Source organism: Pseudomonas sp. NMI542_15 (genome assembly GCF_021283425.1).
GTDB lineage: Bacteria > Pseudomonadota > Gammaproteobacteria > Pseudomonadales > Pseudomonadaceae > Aquipseudomonas > Aquipseudomonas fortuita.
Window position 1 is genome coordinate 23,125 of the sequence record NZ_JAJSRO010000023.1, and the last position, 21,241, is coordinate 44,365.

18 protein-coding genes, 1 other RNA gene and 1 pseudogene are annotated in these 21,241 nt (G+C 63.6%); 6 read left to right on the forward strand and 14 right to left on the reverse strand.

Annotated elements, in window-relative coordinates:
• The first annotated feature begins 68 nt into the window (after positions 1 to 68).
• The 3 genes from zipA to ffs all read left to right on the forward strand — a co-directional run bounded on the left by zipA (position 69) and on the right by ffs (position 3,915).
• Positions 69 to 962: a cell division protein ZipA gene (gene zipA / locus LU684_RS24990; RefSeq protein WP_016488354.1), complete on the forward strand. Its 894-nt coding sequence runs from the start codon at positions 69 to 71 to the stop codon at positions 960 to 962.
• A 232-nt stretch (positions 963 to 1,194) separates the two neighbouring features.
• The gene (gene ligA / locus LU684_RS24995; RefSeq protein ID WP_095116919.1) at positions 1,195 to 3,525 is read left to right on the forward strand and encodes an NAD-dependent DNA ligase LigA; all 2,331 of its coding nucleotides are present in this window, start codon (positions 1,195 to 1,197) and stop codon (positions 3,523 to 3,525) included.
• A gap of 293 nt (positions 3,526 to 3,818) precedes the next feature.
• An RNA gene (gene ffs / locus LU684_RS25000) (signal recognition particle sRNA small type) lies at positions 3,819 to 3,915 on the forward strand.
• Between the two features lie 28 nt (positions 3,916 to 3,943).
• On the opposite strand, the pseudogene LU684_RS25005 reads toward ffs, so the two are convergent.
• Positions 3,944 to 4,267, reverse strand: a pseudogene (locus LU684_RS25005) (MerR family DNA-binding protein); the annotation flags it as partial.
• Between the two features lie 208 nt (positions 4,268 to 4,475).
• Entirely contained in the window at positions 4,476 to 5,243 is a 768-nt protein-coding gene (locus tag LU684_RS25010) for a substrate-binding periplasmic protein (protein WP_024717672.1), read from the reverse strand.
• Positions 5,244 to 5,367: 124 nt separating this feature from the next.
• Here LU684_RS25010 and dnaX point away from each other — a divergent pair, with 124 nt between their 5' ends.
• The 3 genes from dnaX (at position 5,368) to recR (ending at position 8,615) form a co-directional block, all read left to right on the forward strand.
• On the forward strand, positions 5,368 to 7,425 hold the full coding sequence (dnaX, locus tag LU684_RS25015; protein WP_232895169.1) for a DNA polymerase III subunit gamma/tau: 2,058 nt from the start codon (positions 5,368 to 5,370) through the stop codon (positions 7,423 to 7,425).
• A 64-nt stretch (positions 7,426 to 7,489) separates the two neighbouring features.
• The gene (locus LU684_RS25020) at positions 7,490 to 7,825 is read left to right on the forward strand and encodes a YbaB/EbfC family nucleoid-associated protein (protein WP_016488349.1); all 336 of its coding nucleotides are present in this window, start codon (positions 7,490 to 7,492) and stop codon (positions 7,823 to 7,825) included.
• Between the two features lie 187 nt (positions 7,826 to 8,012).
• Positions 8,013 to 8,615: a recombination mediator RecR gene (gene recR / locus LU684_RS25025; protein WP_003254304.1), complete on the forward strand. Its 603-nt coding sequence runs from the start codon at positions 8,013 to 8,015 to the stop codon at positions 8,613 to 8,615.
• Positions 8,616 to 8,656: 41 nt separating this feature from the next.
• Here recR and LU684_RS25030 read toward each other — a convergent pair whose 3' ends face one another.
• The 12 genes from LU684_RS25030 to ccoN all read right to left on the reverse strand — a co-directional run bounded on the left by LU684_RS25030 (position 8,657) and on the right by ccoN (position 20,648).
• A complete protein-coding gene (locus LU684_RS25030; RefSeq protein WP_009683910.1) occupies positions 8,657 to 9,205 on the reverse strand; it encodes an adenine phosphoribosyltransferase in 549 nt (182 codons plus the stop codon).
• 54 nt (positions 9,206 to 9,259) lie between these two features.
• A complete protein-coding gene (gene fnrA / locus LU684_RS25035; protein ID WP_012273416.1) occupies positions 9,260 to 9,994 on the reverse strand; it encodes a Crp/Fnr family transcriptional regulator FnrA in 735 nt (244 codons plus the stop codon).
• Between the two features lie 186 nt (positions 9,995 to 10,180).
• A complete protein-coding gene (hemN, locus tag LU684_RS25040; protein WP_191086827.1) occupies positions 10,181 to 11,563 on the reverse strand; it encodes an oxygen-independent coproporphyrinogen III oxidase in 1,383 nt (460 codons plus the stop codon).
• A 105-nt stretch (positions 11,564 to 11,668) separates the two neighbouring features.
• Positions 11,669 to 12,352, reverse strand: a complete 684-nt coding sequence (locus tag LU684_RS25045; RefSeq protein WP_232895170.1) for a sulfite exporter TauE/SafE family protein — start codon at positions 12,350 to 12,352, stop codon at positions 11,669 to 11,671.
• Positions 12,345 to 12,560 carry a cbb3-type cytochrome oxidase assembly protein CcoS gene (ccoS, locus tag LU684_RS25050; RefSeq protein ID WP_016488346.1) on the reverse strand — a complete coding sequence of 72 codons (216 nt, stop codon included), beginning with the start codon at positions 12,558 to 12,560 and terminating at the stop codon, positions 12,345 to 12,347. Before ccoS ends, LU684_RS25045 begins: the two co-directional genes overlap by 8 nt.
• Positions 12,539 to 15,013, reverse strand: coding sequence for a heavy metal translocating P-type ATPase (locus LU684_RS25055; protein ID WP_060519320.1), 2,475 nt, complete (start codon positions 15,011 to 15,013; stop codon positions 12,539 to 12,541). The genes ccoS and LU684_RS25055 overlap by 22 nt, the downstream gene beginning before the upstream one ends.
• A gap of 139 nt (positions 15,014 to 15,152) precedes the next feature.
• On the reverse strand, positions 15,153 to 15,683 hold the full coding sequence (locus tag LU684_RS25060; RefSeq protein ID WP_016488344.1) for a FixH family protein: 531 nt from the start codon (positions 15,681 to 15,683) through the stop codon (positions 15,153 to 15,155).
• A 15-nt stretch (positions 15,684 to 15,698) separates the two neighbouring features.
• A complete protein-coding gene (gene ccoG, locus LU684_RS25065; protein ID WP_060519318.1) occupies positions 15,699 to 17,114 on the reverse strand; it encodes a cytochrome c oxidase accessory protein CcoG in 1,416 nt (471 codons plus the stop codon).
• 309 nt (positions 17,115 to 17,423) lie between these two features.
• Positions 17,424 to 18,404 carry a cytochrome-c oxidase, cbb3-type subunit III gene (ccoP, locus tag LU684_RS25070; protein ID WP_096426575.1) on the reverse strand — a complete coding sequence of 327 codons (981 nt, stop codon included), beginning with the start codon at positions 18,402 to 18,404 and terminating at the stop codon, positions 17,424 to 17,426.
• Positions 18,401 to 18,592: a CcoQ/FixQ family Cbb3-type cytochrome c oxidase assembly chaperone gene (locus LU684_RS25075; RefSeq protein ID WP_024718181.1), complete on the reverse strand. Its 192-nt coding sequence runs from the start codon at positions 18,590 to 18,592 to the stop codon at positions 18,401 to 18,403. The genes ccoP and LU684_RS25075 overlap by 4 nt, the downstream gene beginning before the upstream one ends.
• A 5-nt stretch (positions 18,593 to 18,597) precedes the next feature.
• Positions 18,598 to 19,206 (reverse strand): cytochrome-c oxidase, cbb3-type subunit II, encoded by a 609-nt coding sequence (ccoO, locus tag LU684_RS25080; protein WP_016488340.1) that lies wholly within the window; start codon positions 19,204 to 19,206, stop codon positions 18,598 to 18,600.
• Positions 19,206 to 20,648: a cytochrome-c oxidase, cbb3-type subunit I gene (gene ccoN / locus LU684_RS25085; protein WP_016488339.1), complete on the reverse strand. Its 1,443-nt coding sequence runs from the start codon at positions 20,646 to 20,648 to the stop codon at positions 19,206 to 19,208. The genes ccoO and ccoN overlap by 1 nt, the downstream gene beginning before the upstream one ends.
• Positions 20,649 to 21,241: the final 593 nt, after the last annotated feature.

The following is a 21,241-nucleotide window of genomic DNA, read 5'->3' on the forward strand; positions in this document are numbered from 1 at the left end:
GGCGCCACGTGTTAAAGGGCTTTGAACCCTTTGTTTTCAAGCATATTTTTATAGAGGCACGGGATTACATGGAAATCGGTCTGCGCGAGTGGCTGATCGTCATCGGCATCATTGTCATTGCCGGGATTCTTTTCGACGGCTGGCGCCGCATGCGCGGCGGGAAAGGCAAGTTGAAATTCCGTCTGGATCGCAGTTATTCCAACCTGCCGGAAGAAGAGGGTGGCGGCGCCGAAGTGCTCGGCCCGTCGCGCGTGCTGGACGCCCACAAGGAGCCTGAGCTGGACGAAAGCGACTTGCCGTCGCTCAGCGCCTCTTCGCGTGACCGCGAACGCGAGCCCAAGCCGGCCAAGGCCAGCAAGCGCAACAAGCGCGCCACCGTAGCGGCTGATGTACAGCAGGGTGACCTGAACCTGAGTGCCGACACGCGCGAGCCCGACCTTTTTGCTGACAGCAATGACGACTTTGCCGCCGACAACACCCGCAGCAGCACGGGTACAGCGCCTGCCAGTAGCGTCAAGGAGCTGCCACCGGCCGAGGAAGTGCTGGTGATCAGTGTTATCTCCCGTGACGAAGGCGGCTTCAAGGGCCCGGCCTTGCTGCAGAACATTCTGGAAAGCGGCCTGCGCTTCGGCGAAATGGACATTTTCCACCGCCACGAGAGCATGGCCGGCCACGGCGAAGTGCTGTTCTCCATGGCCAATGCGGTCAAGCCAGGCGTGTTCGACCTGGACGATATCGACCACTTCAGCACCCGCGCTGTGAGCTTCTTCCTTGGTCTGCCGGGCCCGCGTCATCCGAAGCAGGCGTTCGACGTGATGGTCGCTGCGGCACGCAAACTGGCCCACGAACTCAACGGCGAGCTCAAGGACGACCAGCGCAGCGTGCTGACTGCCCAGACCATCGAGCACTACCGCCAGCGCATCGTCGAGTTCGAGCGCCGCGCGCTGACCCAGAAGCGCTGACAGATCCAGACGAAAGAGCAGCCTGAGGGCGTGCTGGTCGGTTCGGGAGTTACTGCCCGACCCGGCCCTATCGCCGGCAAGCCAGCTCCCACAGGAGTACCACTGCCCTCCAGGCTTGTGGTGTACCTGTGGGAGCTGGCTTGCCGGCGATAGGGCCCGGTCAGGCAATTACCAATCCAGGCCCCAGACACCACCCCAGGCTGCTCTTTTTGCTTTGCAAGAGACCCTGAAAATGACCGCCGAAACCCGTATCCACGAACTGCGTGCCGAACTCGACCAGCACAACTACCGCTACTACGTGCTCGACGAGCCCAGTGTGCCCGATGCCGAATACGACCGCCTGTTCAACGAGCTCAAGGCGCTTGAGGCTGAACACCCCCACCTGGTAACCCCTGATTCGCCCACCCAGCGCGTCGGCGGCCAGGCGTTGTCCGCATTCAGCCAGGTGCGCCATGAAGTGCCCATGCTCAGCCTGGGCAACGCTTTCGAAGAAACCGACCTGCGTGAGTTCGGCCGCCGCGTGGTAGACGGCCTCGACCAGCCCGGTGCGGTCGACTTCAGCTGCGAACCCAAGCTCGACGGCCTGGCGGTGAGCCTGCTGTATCGCGACGGTCAGCTGGTGCAGGGCGCCACCCGTGGTGACGGCACCACTGGCGAGGATATCAGCGCCAACGTGCGCACCGTGCGTAACATCCCGCTCAAACTGCAGGGCGAAGGCTGGCCAGCGGTGCTGGAAGTGCGCGGTGAGGTGTACATGAGCAAGGCCGGTTTCGACCGGCTCAATGCCGCCCAGGCCGAAGCCGGCGGCAAGACCTTCGCCAACCCGCGCAACGCCGCTGCCGGCAGCCTGCGTCAGCTGGATTCAAAGATTACCGCCAGCCGCCCGCTGGAGTTCTGCTGCTATGGCGTTGGCCAGGTGTCCGAGAGCATCGCCGACAGCCACATCGGCACCCTCGAGCAGCTCAAGGCCTGGGGCCTGCCGATCAGTCGCGAGCTCAAGCACGCGGCAGGCATCGATGAGTGCCTGGCCTACTACCGCGATATCGGCGAACGGCGCAACAGCCTGCCCTATGAAATCGATGGCGTGGTGTTCAAGGTCAACAGCCTGGCCGCCCAGCGCGAGCTGGGCTTCCGTGCCCGCGAGCCACGCTGGGCGATCGCCCACAAGTTCCCGGCCATGGAAGAGCTGACCGAGGTGCTGGACGTCGAGTTCCAGGTTGGCCGTACAGGGGCAGTAACGCCTGTGGCGCGCCTGAAACCGGTCAAGGTTGCTGGTGTGACCGTGTCCAATGCCACCTTGCACAACATGGACGAAATCGCCCGCCTGGGCCTGCGCATCGGCGACACGGTAATCATCCGCCGTGCCGGTGATGTGATCCCGCAGGTGATGCAAGTCGTGCTGGAGCGCCGCCCGGAAGATGCCCGCCCGGTAGAAGTGCCGAGCGTGTGCCCGGTCTGTGGTTCGCAGGTCGAGCGTACCCAGCTGGTCAAACGCAGCAAAGGCAAGGCAACCACCAGCGAAGGCGCGGTGTACCGCTGTGTGGGTCGCTTGGCCTGTGGCGCCCAGCTCAAACAGGCGATCATTCACTACGTGTCCCGCCGTGCCATGGACATCGACGGCCTGGGCGAGAAGAGCGTCGAGCAATTGGTGGATGAAGGCCTGATCGGCTCGCCAGCTGACCTGTACAAACTGGAGTTCGAGCAGGTTGTCGGGCTTGAAGGCTTTGCCGAGGTCTCCAGCAAGAAGTTGCTCGATGCCATCGAAGCCAGCAAGCGCCCGAGCCTGGCGCGCTTCATCTATGCCCTGGGCATTCCCGACGTGGGCGAAGAAACCGCCAAGGTACTGGCCCGCTCGCTGGGCAGCCTGGCCCGTGTGCAGCAGGCGTTGCCACAAGTGCTGACCTACCTGCCGGATATCGGCCTGGAGGTGGCCTACGAAATCCACAACTTCTTCGAAGACGAGCACAACCAGAAAGTCATTGAACAGCTTCTGGCCAGCGGCATGAAAATACAGGACGAGGGCGAACTGGCTGCCGAATTTGCTGCCAGCACCACCTTGGCCGGGATGATCGCCAAGCTCGACATCCCCTCCGTTGGCCCGACCGGTGCCGAGAAGCTGGTGGCCAGGCTCGACAGCCTGGACAAGATCATCGCCGCCGACGGCATCGACCTGCGCCAAGCCCTGGCGGCCAAGCAGGCTGACGCAGTGCGTGAGTTCTTCAAGGATGAAGCGAATCAGAAGCTGGCGCGGGACATCGAAGCCCAGTTGCTGGCGTTCGGCATGCATTGGAGCAGCGAGAAGAAGGTAGCCGAAGGCTTGCCGCTGGCCGGGCAGACCTGGGTGCTGACCGGTACGCTGGAGCGCATGAGCCGCGACATCGCCAAAGACAAGCTGGAAAGCCTGGGGGCCAAGGTGGCCGGCTCGGTGTCTGGCAAGACCCACTGCGTGGTGGCAGGGCCGGGGGCAGGGTCCAAGCTGGCCAAGGCCGCTGAGCTGGGCGTTAAGGTGCTGGACGAAGATGCCTTTGTCACATTCCTGGCCGAACAGGGCATCGCTATCTGAAGCCCTGCGCTATCCCCGACCCCAACATTCTGGCTCGATACCCAGATTCAGAAGCTTGTACGGTCCCTGTAGGAGCTGGCTTGCCGGCGATCACCGGCAAAGCCGGTGCCATCCACTGCGGCGCCTTCTTCGCGGGCGCGCCCGCTCCCACAGGTTTGCGCGCCAGTTCAGCGCCCATGCGCCTGACAAGTCATTGAGAAATGATGACTTTTTCTACCTCAGAGGTTGTATCTGCCCTCAAGACCGGTACAATGGCGCCACTCGCTGCTCAGCGAGGCATGTAGTGGTGGCCCCATCGGTCCCCCCGCATTGATTACCCGTTAACCTGGTCAGGCCCGGAAGGGAGCAGCCATAGCGGGAACATCGAGTGCCGGGGTGTGGCTGGTGGGGCCGCCTCCATTTCTGGGGTCGGAAAACCTCAGTCTGCAACGAACGCCTTCCTTCTTGCCTGCTTTCCGCCCAATGCTCCGGCCGCCGACAGCTTCATCAGCCGCTGGAATTTCGGGCATGCCAGATGATCCTCCTTCGGGTACTGCGCCGCATGCTGCAATCCCTTGCTCATCGCTTGCAACCGCCTGATTCGCGCATCCAGCTCGTCCGCCTTGGCGATCAGCATCTGCCGGTCGACCTGCAGGTCCACCAGCATCGCCCCTACTTCATCCAGCGAAAACCCCGCAGCCTGCCCCAGGGCGATCAGTGCCAGCCGGTCTGCCACATCAGCCGCAAACTGCCGCCGCTGGCCGCGCCAGATGCCCCGATTACAGCGAACACCCGATCAGAGTGCGCACTTTTAAGAACTTTGTGGGAGCGGGCATGCCTGCGAAGAACATTACTCGGTGGATGGCACCGGCTATGCCGGTGTTCGCGGGCATGCCCGCTCCCACAGGGTTTGCACAAGCTTTCACAAATTGAGCAGGGCAGTAAGTTGTGCCGGCATTTTGCTGGGCATTTCAGGGGCGGGCCACAGACATATTGTCCGGGTCGCCCGCTCCCCCATACCGCTGCACAATCCGCTCGATCTCACCCGACTGCTTCATTCTTACCAGCGCCCGCAACAGCGCTTGTGTCGGTATCGCCGGATCGTTGCGCACCATGCACCCCAAATCCTGTTCTTCCAGCACCGCCAGCGCCTGCAATTGCTGTTCAGCTGGCAACCCCTGGTTGAACCACTGCAACGACAACTGGTTGCTCACCGCATGCCGATACCGCCCGGCCTGCAGCTTTTGCAGCACCAGCAACTGGCTGCGGCTGTCCTCACGGTGCAGCTGGCCCTTGTCCAGCAGCGGTTGCAGGGTTGAATAGGTGTAGCCCAGCACCGTGCCGATAGCCTGGGGTGGCAGCTGCTCCAAGAGCATCGGGGTGTCGTCGCTGGCGCGGCCAACCAGCACGTCGCGCTGGTGAATCAGCGGGATACTCCACACAAAATCCCCCGGCCGGTCATTGAGCCATCGGGTACTGACGTAGCAACGCACATCTATGTCGCCGCTGCTCATGGCCTCCTCCAGGCGCAGGCGGGCCATGACGTGGTACTTGGGGCGAGCCCCCACTTCCTTGGCCATGGCCTGCATCAGGTCGTAAAGCAATCCCTCCACTGGCTGATCGCCTTCGATGCGTACCAGCGGCATGCCCCAGCTCTCCGCTACGGAGAAGCGCAGTGCCGGCTGTTCAGCCAGGCTGTGGGTGGTCCAGAGCAACAGCAGGGCCAGCAATCTTCGCAAAGGCGTATCCTCCCTGAACAGCGCGCCTGCCTCAAAGCTTAGACGACGCGCGCAGGGTGCAATTTTGCCCCCGCTCCGCTAGCATTAGCGATCTTCCGCTCTATCAGGCTACGATGGTTTTTCGATGAGTTATCAGGTTCTTGCACGTAAATGGCGTCCGCGCTCGTTCCGCGAAATGGTCGGCCAGGCCCATGTGCTGAAGGCCTTGATCAATGCCTTGGACAATCAGCGCCTGCACCACGCCTACCTGTTCACCGGTACCCGGGGCGTGGGCAAGACGACCATCGCCCGTATTATCGCCAAGTGCCTGAACTGCGAAACCGGCATCACCTCCACGCCCTGTGGCACCTGTTCGGTGTGCCGTGAAATCGACGAAGGCCGTTTCGTCGACCTGATCGAGATCGACGCCGCCAGCCGCACCAAGGTCGAGGACACCCGCGAGCTGCTGGACAACGTGCAGTACGCCCCAAGCCGTGGGCGCTTCAAGGTCTACCTGATCGACGAAGTGCACATGCTGTCGACCCACTCGTTCAACGCCTTGCTCAAGACGCTGGAAGAGCCGCCGCCCTACGTCAAATTCATCCTCGCCACCACCGACCCGCAGAAGCTGCCGGCCACCATCCTGTCGCGCTGCCTGCAGTTCTCGCTGAAGAACATGAGCCCGGAGCGGGTGGTTGAACACCTCAGCCACGTACTGGCTGCCGAGAACGTGCCGTTCGAGCCGGATGCCCTGTGGCTGCTGGGCCGCGCGGCCGATGGCTCGATGCGTGACGCCATGAGCCTCACCGACCAGGCCATCGCCTTTGGCGAAGGCAAGGTGCTGGCCGCTGATGTGCGGGCCATGCTTGGCAGCCTGGATCACGGCCAGGTCTACGGCGTGTTGCAGGCGTTGCTCGAAGGCGATGCCCGGGCATTGCTGGAGGCCGTGCGCAGCTTGGCCGAGCAGGGCCCGGACTGGGCGGGCGTGCTGGCCGAAATGCTTAACGTGCTGCACCGTGTGGCCATTGCTCAGGCGCTGCCAGAGGCCGTGGACAACGGCCAGGGTGACCGCGACCGAGTACTGGCGCTGGCTTCGGCATTGCCGGCCGAGGACGTGCAGTTCTATTACCAGATGGGCCTGATCGGCCGCCGAGACCTGCCGTTGGCGCCGGACCCGCGTGGTGGTTTCGAGATGGTCCTGCTGCGCATGTTGGCGTTCCGCCCGGCTGATACCGACGACGCGCCGAGACCGGTGCTAAAGCCAGTGGGGATCAGCCAAGCCACAGCTGATCCTGCAGCGCCGGTGGCAGCCTCGGCCTTGGCCGGGCCTTCATCGCCTGTTGCGGCCGCGCCGGCAGAACCCGCGGCGGCGGCCCCACAGCTGGAGGTGCCTGCACCTGCGACAGCCGACCATGAGCCGGAGGCCGAGCCAGACGCCGAGCTGCAGGCCGAGATCGAGGCCATTTCGGTACCTGAGCCTGTCGCGGAGGTGGTCGACCTGCCGTGGGAAGAGCCGGCAGTTGCACCTGCGCCGGTGGCGGCTGAACCTGTGCCCGAGCCTGTTGCCCCTGCACCGGCGCCACAGCCCACAGCGGCAAGCGACGAGCCGCCTTTCGACCCCTCCGCCTACGCTGCCGTAGGCATGGATCGCGATGATGAGCCGCCGCTGGACGAAGACTATTACAGCGGTGAAAGCGACCCGGTCGGTTTCAGCTATCTGGACGAGTTGGCCGAACATGTGCAGGAAGAGGTATCGAAGCCGGCTGCCGAGCCGCTGCCAGCAGCTAAACCGGCCACCGGGCTGGCCCTGCAATGGCTGGAATTATTCCCACAGTTGCCTGTGTCCGGGATGACAGGCAACATCGCGGCAAACTGTACGCTGATTGCCGCCGATGGCGACGACTGGCTGCTGCACCTGGACCCTGGCCAAGGCGCACTGTTCAACACGACCCAGCAGCGTCGCCTGAACGAGGCGCTCAACCAGCACCTGGGGCGCACCCTGAACCTGCGTATCGAGCTGATCCTGCCTGAGCAGGAAACCCCGGCCCAGGCGGCATCGCGCAAGCGTGCAGAGCGCCAGCAGGACGCGGTCACCTCTATCGAACAGGATCCGTTGATCCAGCAGATGATCAAGTTGTTCGGTGCCAAGGTGCGGCAGGATACTATTGAGCCTGTAGAGGCCCTGGCCAAACAGGGCCAGTAACGGATAACCATGCGGCTGGCCCTGCGCCGAGCCGCATCACATGACCCAATCGAGGTATACCCCCATGATGAAAGGTGGCATGGCCGGCCTGATGAAGCAGGCCCAGCAGATGCAGGAAAAGATGCAGAAAATGCAGGAAGAGCTGGCCAACGCCGAAGTCACCGGCCAGTCCGGCGGTGGCCTGGTGAGCGTGGTGATGACGGGGCGTCACGACGTCAAGCGCGTCAGCATCGACCAAAGCCTGATGTCGACCGACGAGGACGACAAGGAAGTGCTGGAAGACCTGATCGCCGCCGCGCTGAACGATGCCGTGCGCAAGATCGAGCAAAGCAGCCAGGAAAAGATGGGCGGCATGACCGCCGGCATGCAACTGCCGCCGGGCTTCAAGATGCCGTTCTAAGCGCATTGCGATACCGAAAACCGCCGCTGATATCAGCGGCGGTTTTTTTTGAGCGATTTCAACCCAGGCGCGGTCTGCTTTTTATGTGATAGCAACAGCAGGCCGGGTAGGCTTGGGGTGACCTTATTTGACGCCGCCGCCCCCGCTGGGTATAAACCGCCTCTTATTGATTTGTCAGGCCATTCCCATGAGCTTCAGCCCCCTTATCCGCCAACTGATCGACGGCCTGCGCATCCTGCCAGGCGTTGGCCAGAAGACCGCACAGCGCATGGCCCTGCAATTGCTGGAGCGCGACCGCAGTGGCGGGCTGCGACTGGCTCAGGCCTTGACCCAGGCCATGGAAGGGGTAGGGCATTGCCGCCAGTGTCGCACCCTCACCGAGCAGGAACTGTGCCCGCAGTGCGCCGACCCGCGCCGCGACGACACCCAGCTGTGCGTGGTGGAGGGGCCGACCGATGTGTATGCGGTGGAGCAGACGGGCTACCGTGGCCGCTACTTTGTGCTCAAGGGGCACCTGTCGCCGCTGGATGGCCTGGGCCCGGAGGCCATTGGCATTCCGCAGCTTATGGCACGCATCGAGGAGCAGGGCACCTTCACCGAGGTGATTCTGGCGACCAACCCGACGGTGGAGGGGGAGGCGACGGCGCATTATATCGCGCAATTGTTGAGCGAGAAGGGGTTGGTGGCGTCTCGCATTGCCCATGGTGTACCGCTGGGCGGCGAGCTGGAGATGGTGGATGGCGGCACCTTGGCCCATGCCTTTGCAGGGCGCCGGCCAATTTCGCTCTGATTCAAAAATGCTGGGGCTGCAAAGCAGCCCCAAAAGCCAACTCAGTACTCGCTGAGGGAAAACTCGGTCAGGCAGAAGGTAGGCACCCCGGCCGCCTGCAACCGACGCGACCCGTCCAATTCCGGCAGGTCGATAATCGCCGCCGCCTCGAACACCTGCGCCCCGGTACGGCGTACCAGGTTGGCTGCAGCCAGCAGCGTACCGCCGGTGGCAATCAGGTCATCGAAGATCAACACCGAATCCCCCTCGCACAGGCTGTCGGCATGCACTTCCAGGAAGGCTTCGCCGTATTCGGTCTGGTAACCCTCGCTCAGCACGTCAGCCGGCAGCTTGCCTTGCTTGCGGAACAGGATCAGCGGCTTGTTCAACTGGTGGGCGATGATTGAGCCAATCAGGAAGCCCCGCGCGTCCATGGCACCAATGTGGCTGAACTCAGCCTCGACATAACGCTCGATGAACTGGTCAGCTACATAGCGCAGCCCGCGCGGCGATTGGAACAGCGGGGTGATGTCGCGAAAGATCACGCCCGGTTTGGGGAAGTCCACTACCGGGCGGATCAGGGCTTTGAGGTCGAAAGCGTCGCTGTGCATTGTTGCGGGTATCCTGGAAAACGAATGCCAAAGTATACCCGCTAAACGCCGGCCTCAGGCCTCGATTGCACCACCGGCCAGCGCACACAGCTGGATCGGGTCGAGGATGTGCACTTCCTTGCCCTCGGCGCGCAGCAGGCCGTTCTGCTGGAAGCGCGTGAACACCCGCGACACGGTTTCTACTGCCAGGCCCAGGTAGTTGCCGATTTCGTTGCGCGACATGCTCAGGCGGAACTGGTTGGCCGAATAGCCGCGGGCGCGGAAGCGTGCCGACAGGTTGACCAGGAAGGTGGCAATACGCTCGTCGGCGGTCTTTTTCGACAGCAGCAGCATCATTTGCTGGTCGTCGCGGATTTCCCGGCTCATGACCCGCATCAGCTGGCGACGCAGCTGCGGCAGTTGCACCGACAGCTCGTCAAGCCGCTCGAAGGGGATTTCGCACACCGAAGTGGTTTCCTGCGCCTGGGCCGACACCGGGTAGGCTTCGGTGTCCATGCCTGACAGGCCGACCAGCTCGCTGGGCAGGTGGAAGCCGGTGATCTGTTCTTCGCCGCTGTCGCTGAGGCTGAAAGTTTTCAGGGCACCGGAACGTACGGCGTAGACCGAGCCGAAATTGTCACCCTGGCGGAACAGGAACTCGCCTTTCTTCAGCGGGCGGCCGCGTTTGACGATTTCATCCAGTGCATCCATGTCTTCCAGGTTCAGCGAAAGAGGCAGGCACAGGGGGGCCAGGCTGCAATCCTTGCAATGGGCCTGGTTGTGTGGGCGCAGTTTGACTGGCTCGGACATTTGAATCGATCCTTGTGGGAAAGCACACATAAGTCGTAAGGGTAACCCACGACACAGGGTGTAGGCCAGCGTGCGCGTTGATGGTGCGCCCTGGCGAAACCCCGGCAGCCGTCCTGCCGGGAGTCCTTGTGTGCCCATAGTGTGCCTGGCAAGGAGGCTTGTCCATGCGGTTGAACGACTCGGTTTTCAGATAACCCGCGAGAAACGCTGGCGGTTGTGCATCGCCAGGTAGGCGTCGAACACCATGCACACCGAGCGCGCCAGCAGGCGGCCAGCCGGCAGGATGCGAATGCCCTTGGCGTCCAGGCTGATCAGGCCGTCGCGCTGCAAGGTCAGCAGTTCGGGCCAGAGCTCGTTGAAATAACCGCGAAAATCGATGGTGAAGGCCCGTTCGATCGGCTCGAAGTCCAGCTCGAAATGGCAGATCAGTTGCTGGATCACCGCCCGCCGTATGCGGTCGTCGTGGTTGCATACCAGGCCGCGCTGGGTGGCCAGCTGGGCGTTGGACAGGCTGTCCTGGTAGGTGTTGAGGTCGCTGCTGTTCTGGCAGTACAGGTCGCCGATCTGGCTGATGGCCGACACGCCCAGGCCGATCAGGTCGCAGTGCCCGTGGGTGGTGTAGCCCTGGAAGTTGCGCTGCAGGGTGCCTTCTTCCTGGGCGATGGCCAGTTCGTCGTCCGGCAGGGCGAAGTGATCCATGCCGATGTAGCGGTAGCCGGCGGCGGTCAACTGGTCAATGGTGGTGTGCAGCATCTCCAGCTTGGCGGCCGGGCTGGGCAGGTCGTTGTTGTCGATGCGCCGTTGGGGCATGAAGCGCTCGGGCAGGTGGGCATAGTTGAACACCGACAGGCGGTCTGGCTGCAGGCGGATCACTTCTTCGACCGTGCGGGCAAAACCTTCGGGTGTTTGTTTGGGCAGACCGTAGATCAGGTCCAGGTTGACCGAACGGAACTGCAGGGTGCGCGCAGCCTCGATCAGGGTGCGGGTCTGCTCCAGACTCTGCAGGCGGTTGATCGCGCGCTGCACGGCTGGGTCGAGGTCTTGTACGCCCAGGCTGACGCGGTTGAAGCCCAGTTCGCGGAGCAGGCCCATGGTCGACCAGTCGGCCTCGCGCGGGTCGATCTCGATGCCGTAGTCGCCGGAATCGTCGTCCAGCAGGTGGAAGTGCTGACGCAGGGTGGCCATCAGTTGGCGCAGTTCCACATGGCTGAGGAACGTCGGCGTGCCGCCGCCAAAATGCAGCTGTTCAACACGCTGCTGCGGGCCCAGGTGGCAGGCGATCAGCTGGATTTCCTGCTCCAGGCGCTGCAGGTAGGGTGCGGCGCGCGCGCGGTCCTTGGTGATGACCTTGTTGCAGGCGCAGTAGTAGCAGATGTTGGCGCAAAACGGCACATGCACGTACAGCGACAGGGGGCGCACGGCTCGACGGCTCTCGCGCAGGGCGTGGAGCAGGTCGAACGAGCCCACCTCGCTGTGCAGTTGCACGGCGGTCGGGTAGGAGGTGTAGCGTGGCCCGGCCAGATCGTAGCGGCGGATCAGGTCGGTATCCCAACGTAGGTCGTCGAGCATGAGGGCGGTCCCCGGAAAGAGCAGCAGTGCACCGGACTATATGGCTGTCTGTAGGGGTGTGTGTTGATTTGTATCAAGGGCGTTGGGGCTGCACAGCAGCCCCCGTCAATGCCCCATCAGCCAGTGCTGGTGTGGGCCCGGCAGGGTCCAGACCCCAAACAGCATCACCAGCACACCGCCCGCCACACGCACGCTGCGGCGCCTCAACAAGGCGTTTACCCGTTCGGCAGCCAGCCCGGTGGCCAGCAACACCGGCCAGGTTCCCAGGCCGAACGCGAGCATCAACGCCGCGCTGTACCCGGCGTTGCCCTGGCTGGCGGCCCACAGCAGGGTGCTGTAGACCAACCCGCACGGCAGCCACCCCCACAAGGCACCCAGCAGCAACGCCCGGGGCAGGCTGGACACCGGCAACAAGCGCGACGCCAGCGGCTGGATATGCCGCCACAGCCCGCGCCCCAGGGCTTCGATGCGGGTCAGCCCGCTCCACCAGCCGGCCAGGTACAGCCCCATGGCAATCAACAACAGCGCTGCCACCACCCGCAGCCCCAGGGCGGCGGGGCTGCGGGCCACCGCCCAGCCGGCCAGGCCTAGCAACAGGCCGGCGCTGGCATAACTGAAAATGCGCCCAAGGTTGTACGCCAGCAGCAGGCGCAAGCGCCGGCTACGTTGTTCCGGTGGGATGGCCAGGGTCAGCGCGCCCATCAGGCCGCCGCACATGCCCAGGCAGTGGCCGCCGCCAAGCAGGCCCAGGACCAGTGCCGAGCCCAGCAGGGGAAGCAGGTCAGGCACGGGGTGGTGGTTCCTTGTCGGTATCGCCCGGTGTGTCGTCAGGCTTCACCGCGGCCTGGTGGCGCGGGTCCTGGTCGTCGAACAGGATGCTGTGGGCAGGGCCTTCGAGGTCGTCGTACTGGCCGCTGTCCACTGCCCAGAAGAAGATGTACACGGCCACGCCGACCAGCAGCAAGGCTGCGGGGATCATGACATAGAGGGCGGGCATGGTGTCTTCCTCCCGGGCAGGGGTGCTTCGGTTTTCGGCAGGTTCGATGCCAACGGCATGCGGGTCAGGCGCAGGGCATTGAGCACCACGATCAGCGAGCTGACCGACATGCCGATGGCGGCCCACACCGGGGTGATCCAGCCAAGCGCGGCAAACGGCAACATCAGGCCATTATACAGGGTGGCCCACAGCAGGTTCTCGAGGATGTTGCGACGTGTGCGGCGGGCCAGGTCCAAGGCCTGCACCAGTGCCTGCAGGCGGTTGGACAGTAGCACAGCGTCGGCGCTGGTCTTGGCAAGGTCGGTGGCGCTGCCCATGGCAATGCTGATGTCGGCGGCGGCCAGCACCGGCACGTCGTTGACCCCGTCGCCGAGCATCAGCACCTTGCGCCCGGCCGCCTGCAGCGCCTTCAGCCGATCCAGCTTGTCGTCCGGGCGCAGGCCACCAATGGCCTGGTCGATGCCCAGTTGCGCGGCCACCTCGGCGACCATCGGCGAACTGTCGCCCGACAGCAGCAGCGTGCGCCAGCCTCGGGCCTTGCAGGCGGCGAGCAGCGCCGGTGCGTCGTCGCGCAGCCGGTCGTCCAGGCCAAACCACGCCAGAGGCCCGTGGCGGTCACCCAGCAGCAGCCACTGGCCGCGTGGTTCCGGCACGGCGGGGATTTGCGCAGCGCTCAGGGCGCAGACGAAGGTGGCCTGGCCGATACGCAGGCGTTGGCCGTCTACTTGCCCTTCCAGGCCCAGACCTGGCACGGTCTGCACGTTTTCGGCCGGTATGGCGGTGCGGCCGAAGGCGCGGGCGATCGGGTGTTCGGAGCGGTTTTCCAGGGCGGCGGCCAGGGCCAGGCAGCGGTCAGCGGGCAGGTTGCCGAGCGGGCGAATGCTGCGCAACGTGAGGCGGCCTTCGGTCAGGGTGCCGGTCTTGTCGAAAATCACCGTGTCGATCTGGTTCAGGCCCTCCAGTACATGGCCGCGGGTTACCAGCAGGCCCAGCTTGTGCAAGGTGCCGGTGGCCGCGGTCAGCGCCGTTGGCGTGGCCAGCGACAGTGCACAAGGGCAGGTGGCCACCAGCATGGCCAGCACGATCCAGAAGGCCCGTGCAGGGTCCAGGTACCACCACCACAGGCCGATGGCCACGGCAGCCAGCAGCGACAACAGCAGGAACCATTGCGAAGCCCGGTCGGCGATTTCGGCCAGGCGCGGCTTTTCGGTCTGAGCGCGTTCCAGCAGGCGGACGATGGCCGAGAGCCGCGAATCGTGGCCGAGTGCTTCGACTTCCACGTTCAAGGTGCTTTCGACATTCAGCGTACCGCCGGTGACCCGTTCGCCCACCCGGCGTGGTTGCGGCAGGTATTCGCCGGTGAGCAGTGATTCGTCCACGCTGGAGCGGCCTTCGACAATGCGCCCGTCGGCGGGGATCACCGCGCCGGGCAGCACTTGCACCGTGTCACCGCAGTGCAATTCGCTGAGCAGGATGCGCTCGCTGCGGCCGATGGCGTCCAGGCGCAGGCACGAGGCCGGCAGCAGGTTGACCAGCTGAGCGGTGGCCGCAGCCGTGCGTTCGCGGGCGCGGCGCTCCAGGTAGCGGCCGGTGAGCAGGAACAGGGCGAACATGCCCACTGTGTCGAAATACAGCTCGCCGCTGCCGGTGATGGCCGTCCAGATGCCGGCGCCGAAGGCCAGGGCGATGGCCAGCGACACCGAAACGTCCATGGTCAGGTGGCGGGTGCGCAGGTCGCGCGCCGCGCCCTTGAAAAAGGGCGCGCAGCTATAGAACACAATGGGAATGGTCAGGAACAGCGCCACCCAGCGCAGGATGGTGTGCAACTCGGGGGACAGGTCGATGTTGAATTCTGGCCAGGTGGCCATGGTCGCCATCATTGCCTGGAACCACAGCAGCCCTGCCACGCCCAGGCGGCGCAGGGCGCTGCGGTTCTCGCGGGCCAGCTGCTCGGCGGCCTGGTCGGGCTGGTAGGGGTGGGCGGCATAGCCGATCTGGCGCAACTCGGCGAGCAGGCGTGAAAGTGGCAGTTGCTTGTCGTCCCAGCTCAGCAGCAGGCGGTGGTTGGAGAGGTTCAGGCGCGCCTCGGCGACACCGGGCAGGTTGCGCAGGTGCTTTTCGATCAGCCAGCCGCAGGCGGCGCAGCTGATGCCTTCGACCAGCAAGGTGGTTTCGGCCAGCTCGCCCAGGTGGCGCACGAAGCTTTGCTGCACGTCGCTGCGGTCGTACAGGGCCAGTTCGTCTTGCAACTGCCTGGGCAGGGCCTCGGGGTTGGCGCTGTTGTCACTGCGGTGCTGGTAGTAGTGCTCCAGGCCACCGGCGACGATCGACTCGGCCACCGCCTGGCAGCCGGGGCAGCAGAACTGCCGCGGCTGGCCGAGGACCACGGCGGTGAAGCGGCTGCCGGCGGGGACGGGCAGGGCGCAGTGGTAGCAGGGGGTGGGCTGGGTCATAAGGTAAGCACGACTGCTCAGGCAGATATGAAACCCTGTGGGAGCGGGCGTGCCCGCGAAAGCGTCAGGCCTGAAAACACCTTTGCCTGAGCTACCGCATTCGCGGGCATGCCCGCTCCCACAGGGATTTGCGATGATGCTACTGTTGGTGCTCGGCACCTTGCAGGGCTTCGTCACCCAGCTGCAAGGTCACACCATGTTCCACTTTTTCCTCTTCGAACAAGCGCCACACCTGGCCCCCTTCGCTGCCCAGCAGTTCCACAAAGCGCCGCCCGTCGACCTTGTCCTCCAACTGCCCCACATAGCGCCCCGCGTCGACCCTGCTCAGCAGCACCCTGCGGTCCTTCTCCGGCTGCGTGGGCGAAATCAGGTTCAGCTCCAGGTTTTGCGGGCCGCTGCTGCCGGTCAGGCGCAGGTCCACTTCGCCGGTCAGCTCGTCCAGGTGCACGCTGGCTTTCAGGCCCAGCTGCTGCGCCAGCAGCTCGCGGTCCAGCGAGCGGTTGATGCCTTTGCCTGCCTCGTAGTAGTTGTCGTTCACCAGATTGTCCGGGTTGCGTACGGCAATGCTGACCATGGTCAGGCTCAGGCACACCGAGGTGGTGAGGATACCAATGATGATCCAGGGCCAGAGGTGCTTGTACCAGGGGCTGGCGGCAGTGGCGGCAGGCATTGTGCGTTATCTCTCTTAGCGGATCTGTGGGCCGATGAAGCGGCTCTTGGCTTCAACCTGGGCGTCGCTGTCGTCGGCGCTCTTGAGGGTGAAGGTGATTTCATTGGTGGTCGATGGCAGTTTCTCGGGGGCGACCGACAGCTGCACCGGCAGGCTGACGATATCACCGGCAGCCACGCGGATTTCGCGCTGGCCTTCGAGCTTGAGGTCCGGCAGGCCGACGGCATCCAGCACGTACACATGGTCGCGCTGGTCCTTGTTCATTACCTTCAGGCTATACACGTTCTCGATCCGGCCCTGGGCGTTCTCGCGGTACAGCACGCGGTCCTTGCTGACGTCGAAGCCAACCAGCGAACGGGTGGCAAAGGCGGTCGCCAGGCCGACAATCATCACCAGCAGCACCGCGGCATAGCCGATCAGGCGCGGGCGCAGCATGTGGGTTTTCTGCCCGGACAGGTTGTGCTCGGTGGTGTAGCTGATCAGCCCTTTGGGGTAGTTCATCTTGTCCATGATGCTGTCGCAGGCGTCGATGCACGCCGCGCAGCCGATGCACTCGATCTGCAGGCCGTCACGGATGTCGATGCCGGTAGGGCAGACCTGCACGCACATGGTGCAGTCGATGCAGTCGCCCAGGCCCTGGGCCTTGTAGTCGGCGTCTTTTTTACGTGGCCCGCGGGTTTCGCCACGGCGCGGGTCGTAGGACACGATCAGCGTGTCCTTGTCGAACATCACGCTCTGGAAGCGGGCGTAGGGGCACATGTACACGCACACTTGTTCGCGCAGCCAGCCGGCGTTGCCGTAGGTGGCGAGGGTGAAGAAACCGACCCAGAAGTAGGCCCAGCCATCGGCCTGGCCTGTAAAGAATTCGATGACCAGCTCGCGGATGGGCGAGAAGTAGCCGACAAAGGTCATGCCGGTGACAAAGCCGATTAGCAGCCACAGGCTGTGCTTGGCGAACTTGCGCAGGAACTTGTTGCCGCTCATGGGGGCTTTGTCGAGCTTCATGCGCTGGTTGCGGTCGCCTTCGGTGACCTTTTCGCACCACATGAAAATCCACGTCCACACGCTTTGCGGGCAGGTGTAGCCGCACCACACACGGCCTGCGTACACGGTGACGAAGAACAGGCCGAAAGCGGCGACGATCAAAATGCCCGACAGCAGGATGAAGTCCTGCGGCCAGATGGTGGCGCCGAAGATGTAGAACTTGCGTTCGGGCAGGTTCCACCATACGGCCTGGTGGCCGCCCCAGTTCAGCCACACGGTGCCGAAGTACAGCAGAAACAGCACTGCACCGCCGACCATGCGCAGGCGGCGGAACAGGCCAGTGAAGGCGCGGGTGTAGATCTTTTCCCGGGAGGCGTAGAGGTCGACGGAATCCTTCCCTTTGCTGGCAGGCGGGGTCACATCATGTACCGGAATTTGCTTGCTCATCATCAAGTCCCACGGCAGTGGAGAAACGCCGCAGCCAGTGCGTGCCGGCCGCAGTCTCGCGCAATCTGCTAGCGCTCTGCGGTCCATGATACGCCGCTGATGGCAGTATGGGGCCGCACTGCGACCTTTAGTCGCGTTGGGTTCGTGGTATGAATCGTGTTATGGCGGGTGTCAATTGATCCAGGTCATCCTGGGTGGCATTTGCCGGCCCTTTCGCGGGGCAAGCCCGTTCCCATAAGTCACCCGTTGTTCCGGATTCGGTGGTGTACCTGTGGGAGCGGGCTTGCCCCGCGAAGAGGCCAGGCCTGCTTACTCGGCCTTGGCCTGCGCCTGATCCCGTTGCGACAGGCTATAGACATAAGCGGCCAGCAAATGCACCTTGTCGTTACCCTGCAGCTGTTCTTGCGCCGGCATCTGCCCTTGGCGACCATAGCGAATGGTCTGCTGCAACTGGGCAAAGCTCGAGCCGTAAATGAACGCCTGTGGGTGGGTCAGGTTCGGGGCACCCATGGCTGGGGTACCTTTGCCTTCTGGCCCGTGGCAGGCCACGCAGTTGGCGGCGAAGATCTTCTGCCCGTTCTCGGCATCGGCCTTCGCGCCCTCAGGCAGTGTGCGGCCATCGAGTTTGCTGATCACGAATGCAGCTACGTCGGCCACGCCCTGATCACCGATCACTTCAGCCCAGGCTGGCATTACGCCGTGGCGGCCGCCCATGATGGTGGTCTTGATGGTTTCCGGCTCGCCGCCCCAGCGCCAGTCGTTGTCGGTCAGGTTAGGGAAGCCGAAGGCACCCTTGGCATCGGAGCCGTGGCACACCGAGCAGTTGGAGGCGAACAGCCGCGCGCCCATTTTCAGCGCCTGAGGGTCCTTTGCCACCTCCTCGATGGGCATGGCGGCGAACTTGGCGAAGATCGGCCCGAAGCGAGCGTCGGCCTTGGCCATTTCCTTTTCCCACTCGTGCACGCCGGTCCACCCCGCCTGGCCGTTGGAAAACTCGGTCTGCTTGTCGTTATCCAGGTACGAGTAGCCCGGCAGGATGCCTTTCCAGTTGCCCAGGCCCGGGTACAGCACCAGGTAGCCGAGGGCAAAGATGATGGTGCCGACGAACAGCCAGAACCACCATTTTGGCAGCGGGTTGTCATATTCCTCGATGCCATCGAAGGCATGCCCGACGGTTTCGTCGGTCACCTCTTCGCGCTGGCCCTTGCGGGTCGACAGCAACAGCCAGGTCAACGAGAAGATGGTGCCCAGGGTCAGGACGGTAACGTACAGACTCCAGAAGGTTGTCATTGTTTTTTGCTCCCAGAAGCTTTTGCTTGCTCGACGTGCCGGGTGGCCTCGGGGTCATCCGCGAAGGGCAGTTGGGTCGCTTCGTCGAAGTCCTTTTTACGCCGTGGGTTGAACACCCACAGCGCCAGGCCCACGAAGGCCACCATCACCACGACGGTGCCCAGGCCGCGAATCATCCCGATATCCATCAGCGTCACCGTTTGCTCTTGATGATGGTGCCAAGACCCTGCAGGTACGCGACGATGGCGTCCATTTCGGTCTTGCCCTTGACCGCGTCACGCGCGCCGGCGATGTCGGCATCGGTGTACGGGGTACCGAGTGTGCGCAGCACTTCCAGCTTCTTCGCGGTGTCCTTGCCGTCGAGCTTGTTCTCGACCAGCCACGGGTAGGACGGCATCTTCGACTCCGGTACCACGTTGCGCGGGTTGTACAGGTGCGCGCGGTGCCAGTCATCGGAGTAGCGGCCACCCACCCGGGCCAGGTCCGGCCCGGTGCGCTTGGAGCCCCACAGGAACGGGTGGTCCCACACGCTCTCGCCGGCCACCGAGTAGTGGCCGTAGCGCTCGGTTTCGGCGCGGAACGGGCGGATCATCTGCGAATGGCAGCCTACGCAGCCCTCGCGGATGTAGATGTCGCGGCCTTCTACCTCCAGCGCGGTGCGCGGCTTCATGCCTTCAACCGGTTTGTTGGTGACGTCCTGGAAAAACAGCGGGACGATCTGGGTCAGGCCACCGACGCTGACGGCGATGACCATGAAGAAGGCCAGCAGGCCTATGTTCTTCTCGACGGCTTCATGCTTCATCAGTGCGCTCCCACAACGACGATCTTGGCGGCTTCTTCAGCCTGTGCCGGGTTGGCGGCACGTACGGTACGGAACACGTTGTAGGCCATCAGCAGCATGCCGCTGGCGAAGAACGCACCGCCCAGGGCGCGGACGATATAGCCAGGGTGGCTGGCCTGCAGGGCTTCGACGAACGAGTAGGTGAGCGTGCCGTCATCGTTGATGGCGCGCCACATCAGGCCTTGGGTGATGCCGTTGACCCACATCGAGGCGATGTACAGCACGGTGCCGATGGTGGCCAGCCAGAAGTGCGCGTTGATCAGGCCAATGCTGTGCATCTGCTCGCGACCGTAAAGTTTCGGGATCATGTGGTACACGGCACCGATCGAGATCATTGCCACCCAGCCCAGGGCGCCGGCGTGGACGTGGCCGATGGTCCAGTCGGTGTAGTGCGACAGGGAGTTCACGGTCTTGATGGCCATCATCGGGCCTTCGAAGGTGGACATGCCGTAGAACGCCAGGGACACGACCAGGAAGCGCAGGATCGGGTCGGTGCGCAATTTGTGCCAGGCACCGGATAGGGTCATCATGCCGTTGATCATGCCGCCCCAGCTTGGCGCCAGCAGGATGATCGACATCACCATGCCCAGCGACTGCGCCCAATCGGGCAGCGCGGTGTAGTGCAAGTGGTGCGGGCCGGCCCAGATGTACAGGGTGATCAGCGCCCAGAAGTGCACGATCGACAGGCGATACGAGTAGATCGGCCGCTCGGCCTGCTTGGGCACGAAGTAGTACATCATCCCCAGGAAGCCGGTGGTGAGGAAGAAGCCCACGGCGTTGTGGCCGTACCACCACTGGATCATTGCGTCGGTGGCACCGGCGTAGGCCGAGTACGACTTGAACAGGCTCACCGGCAGCGAGATGTGGTTGACGATGTGCAGCATCGCGGTGACCACGATGAAGGCACCGTAGAACCAGTTGCCGACATAGATGTGCTTGGTCTTGCGCTTGACGATGGTGCCGAAGAACACCAGCCCGTAGGTGACCCAGACGATGGCCAGCAGGATCGCCAGCGGCCACTCGAGCTCGGCGTATTCCTTGGTGGTGGTGTAGCCCATCGGCAGGGTGATCAGCGCGCCGACGATCACCGCCTGCCAACCCCAGAAGGTGAAGGCGGCCATGCTGTCGGAGATCAGCCGGGTCTGGCAGGTGCGCTGGACCACGTAGTAGCTGGTGCCGAACAGCGCACAGCCCCCGAAGGCGAAGATCACCAGGTTGGTGTGCAGCGGGCGCAGGCGGCCGAAGCTGGTCCAGGGCAGGTCCAGGTTCAGTTGCGGCCATACCAGCTGCGAGGCGATGAAGACGCCGAGGCCCATGCCAAGGATCCCCCAGACCACCGTCATGATGGCGAACTGGCGGACGACCTTATAGTTATAAGCAGTCGGACTGATTGCTGTGCTCATTCTAAGGTTCCACGGTTTTGATGTTCTTGTTGGTCGAAAAATCGGCGCCAGTATTGATAACCAGCAAGGCTACTGCAACGCAACTTTGGTACGCCGACCCGTGTCCGGGCCCGTTCACTGATGTCCCGCAGCGAATGGGTCCGGACGATTGTACACAAATAAATATTTGTAATGTGTACCGTTTTTCACCTTTTTCTGATCGATCGGTCAAGCTTTTTCAGGGGCGGCGACAGGCTATGCGCCGCGTCTGCTCCAGTCCTTTCGGAGCGAAGCCCACTGAGGCAACAAGCTTAGTTGTGTTCGGAGGGGGTGCAAGGGAGGGGGCGGTGGGGGGTATGGTTTGAGGGGGATGGTGGGGCGGGGGTGTAAGGTTTGATGGTTATGGTGGGGCGGGGGTGTAAGGTTTGATGGTTATGGTGGGGCGGATATCGAGCGCCGCCCGCGCGGCGCATCGCGACGCAAGGCCGCTCCCACATTTGTTTCGGGCCAGTCCCTCCTGTGTCAGGGGCGCGCGACCGCCTTGTTGGTACGACGCGATATCGAGTCATGCGCCAAGGCGTTCGCGCGCAAACGCCACAGGAATAATTGGCCTG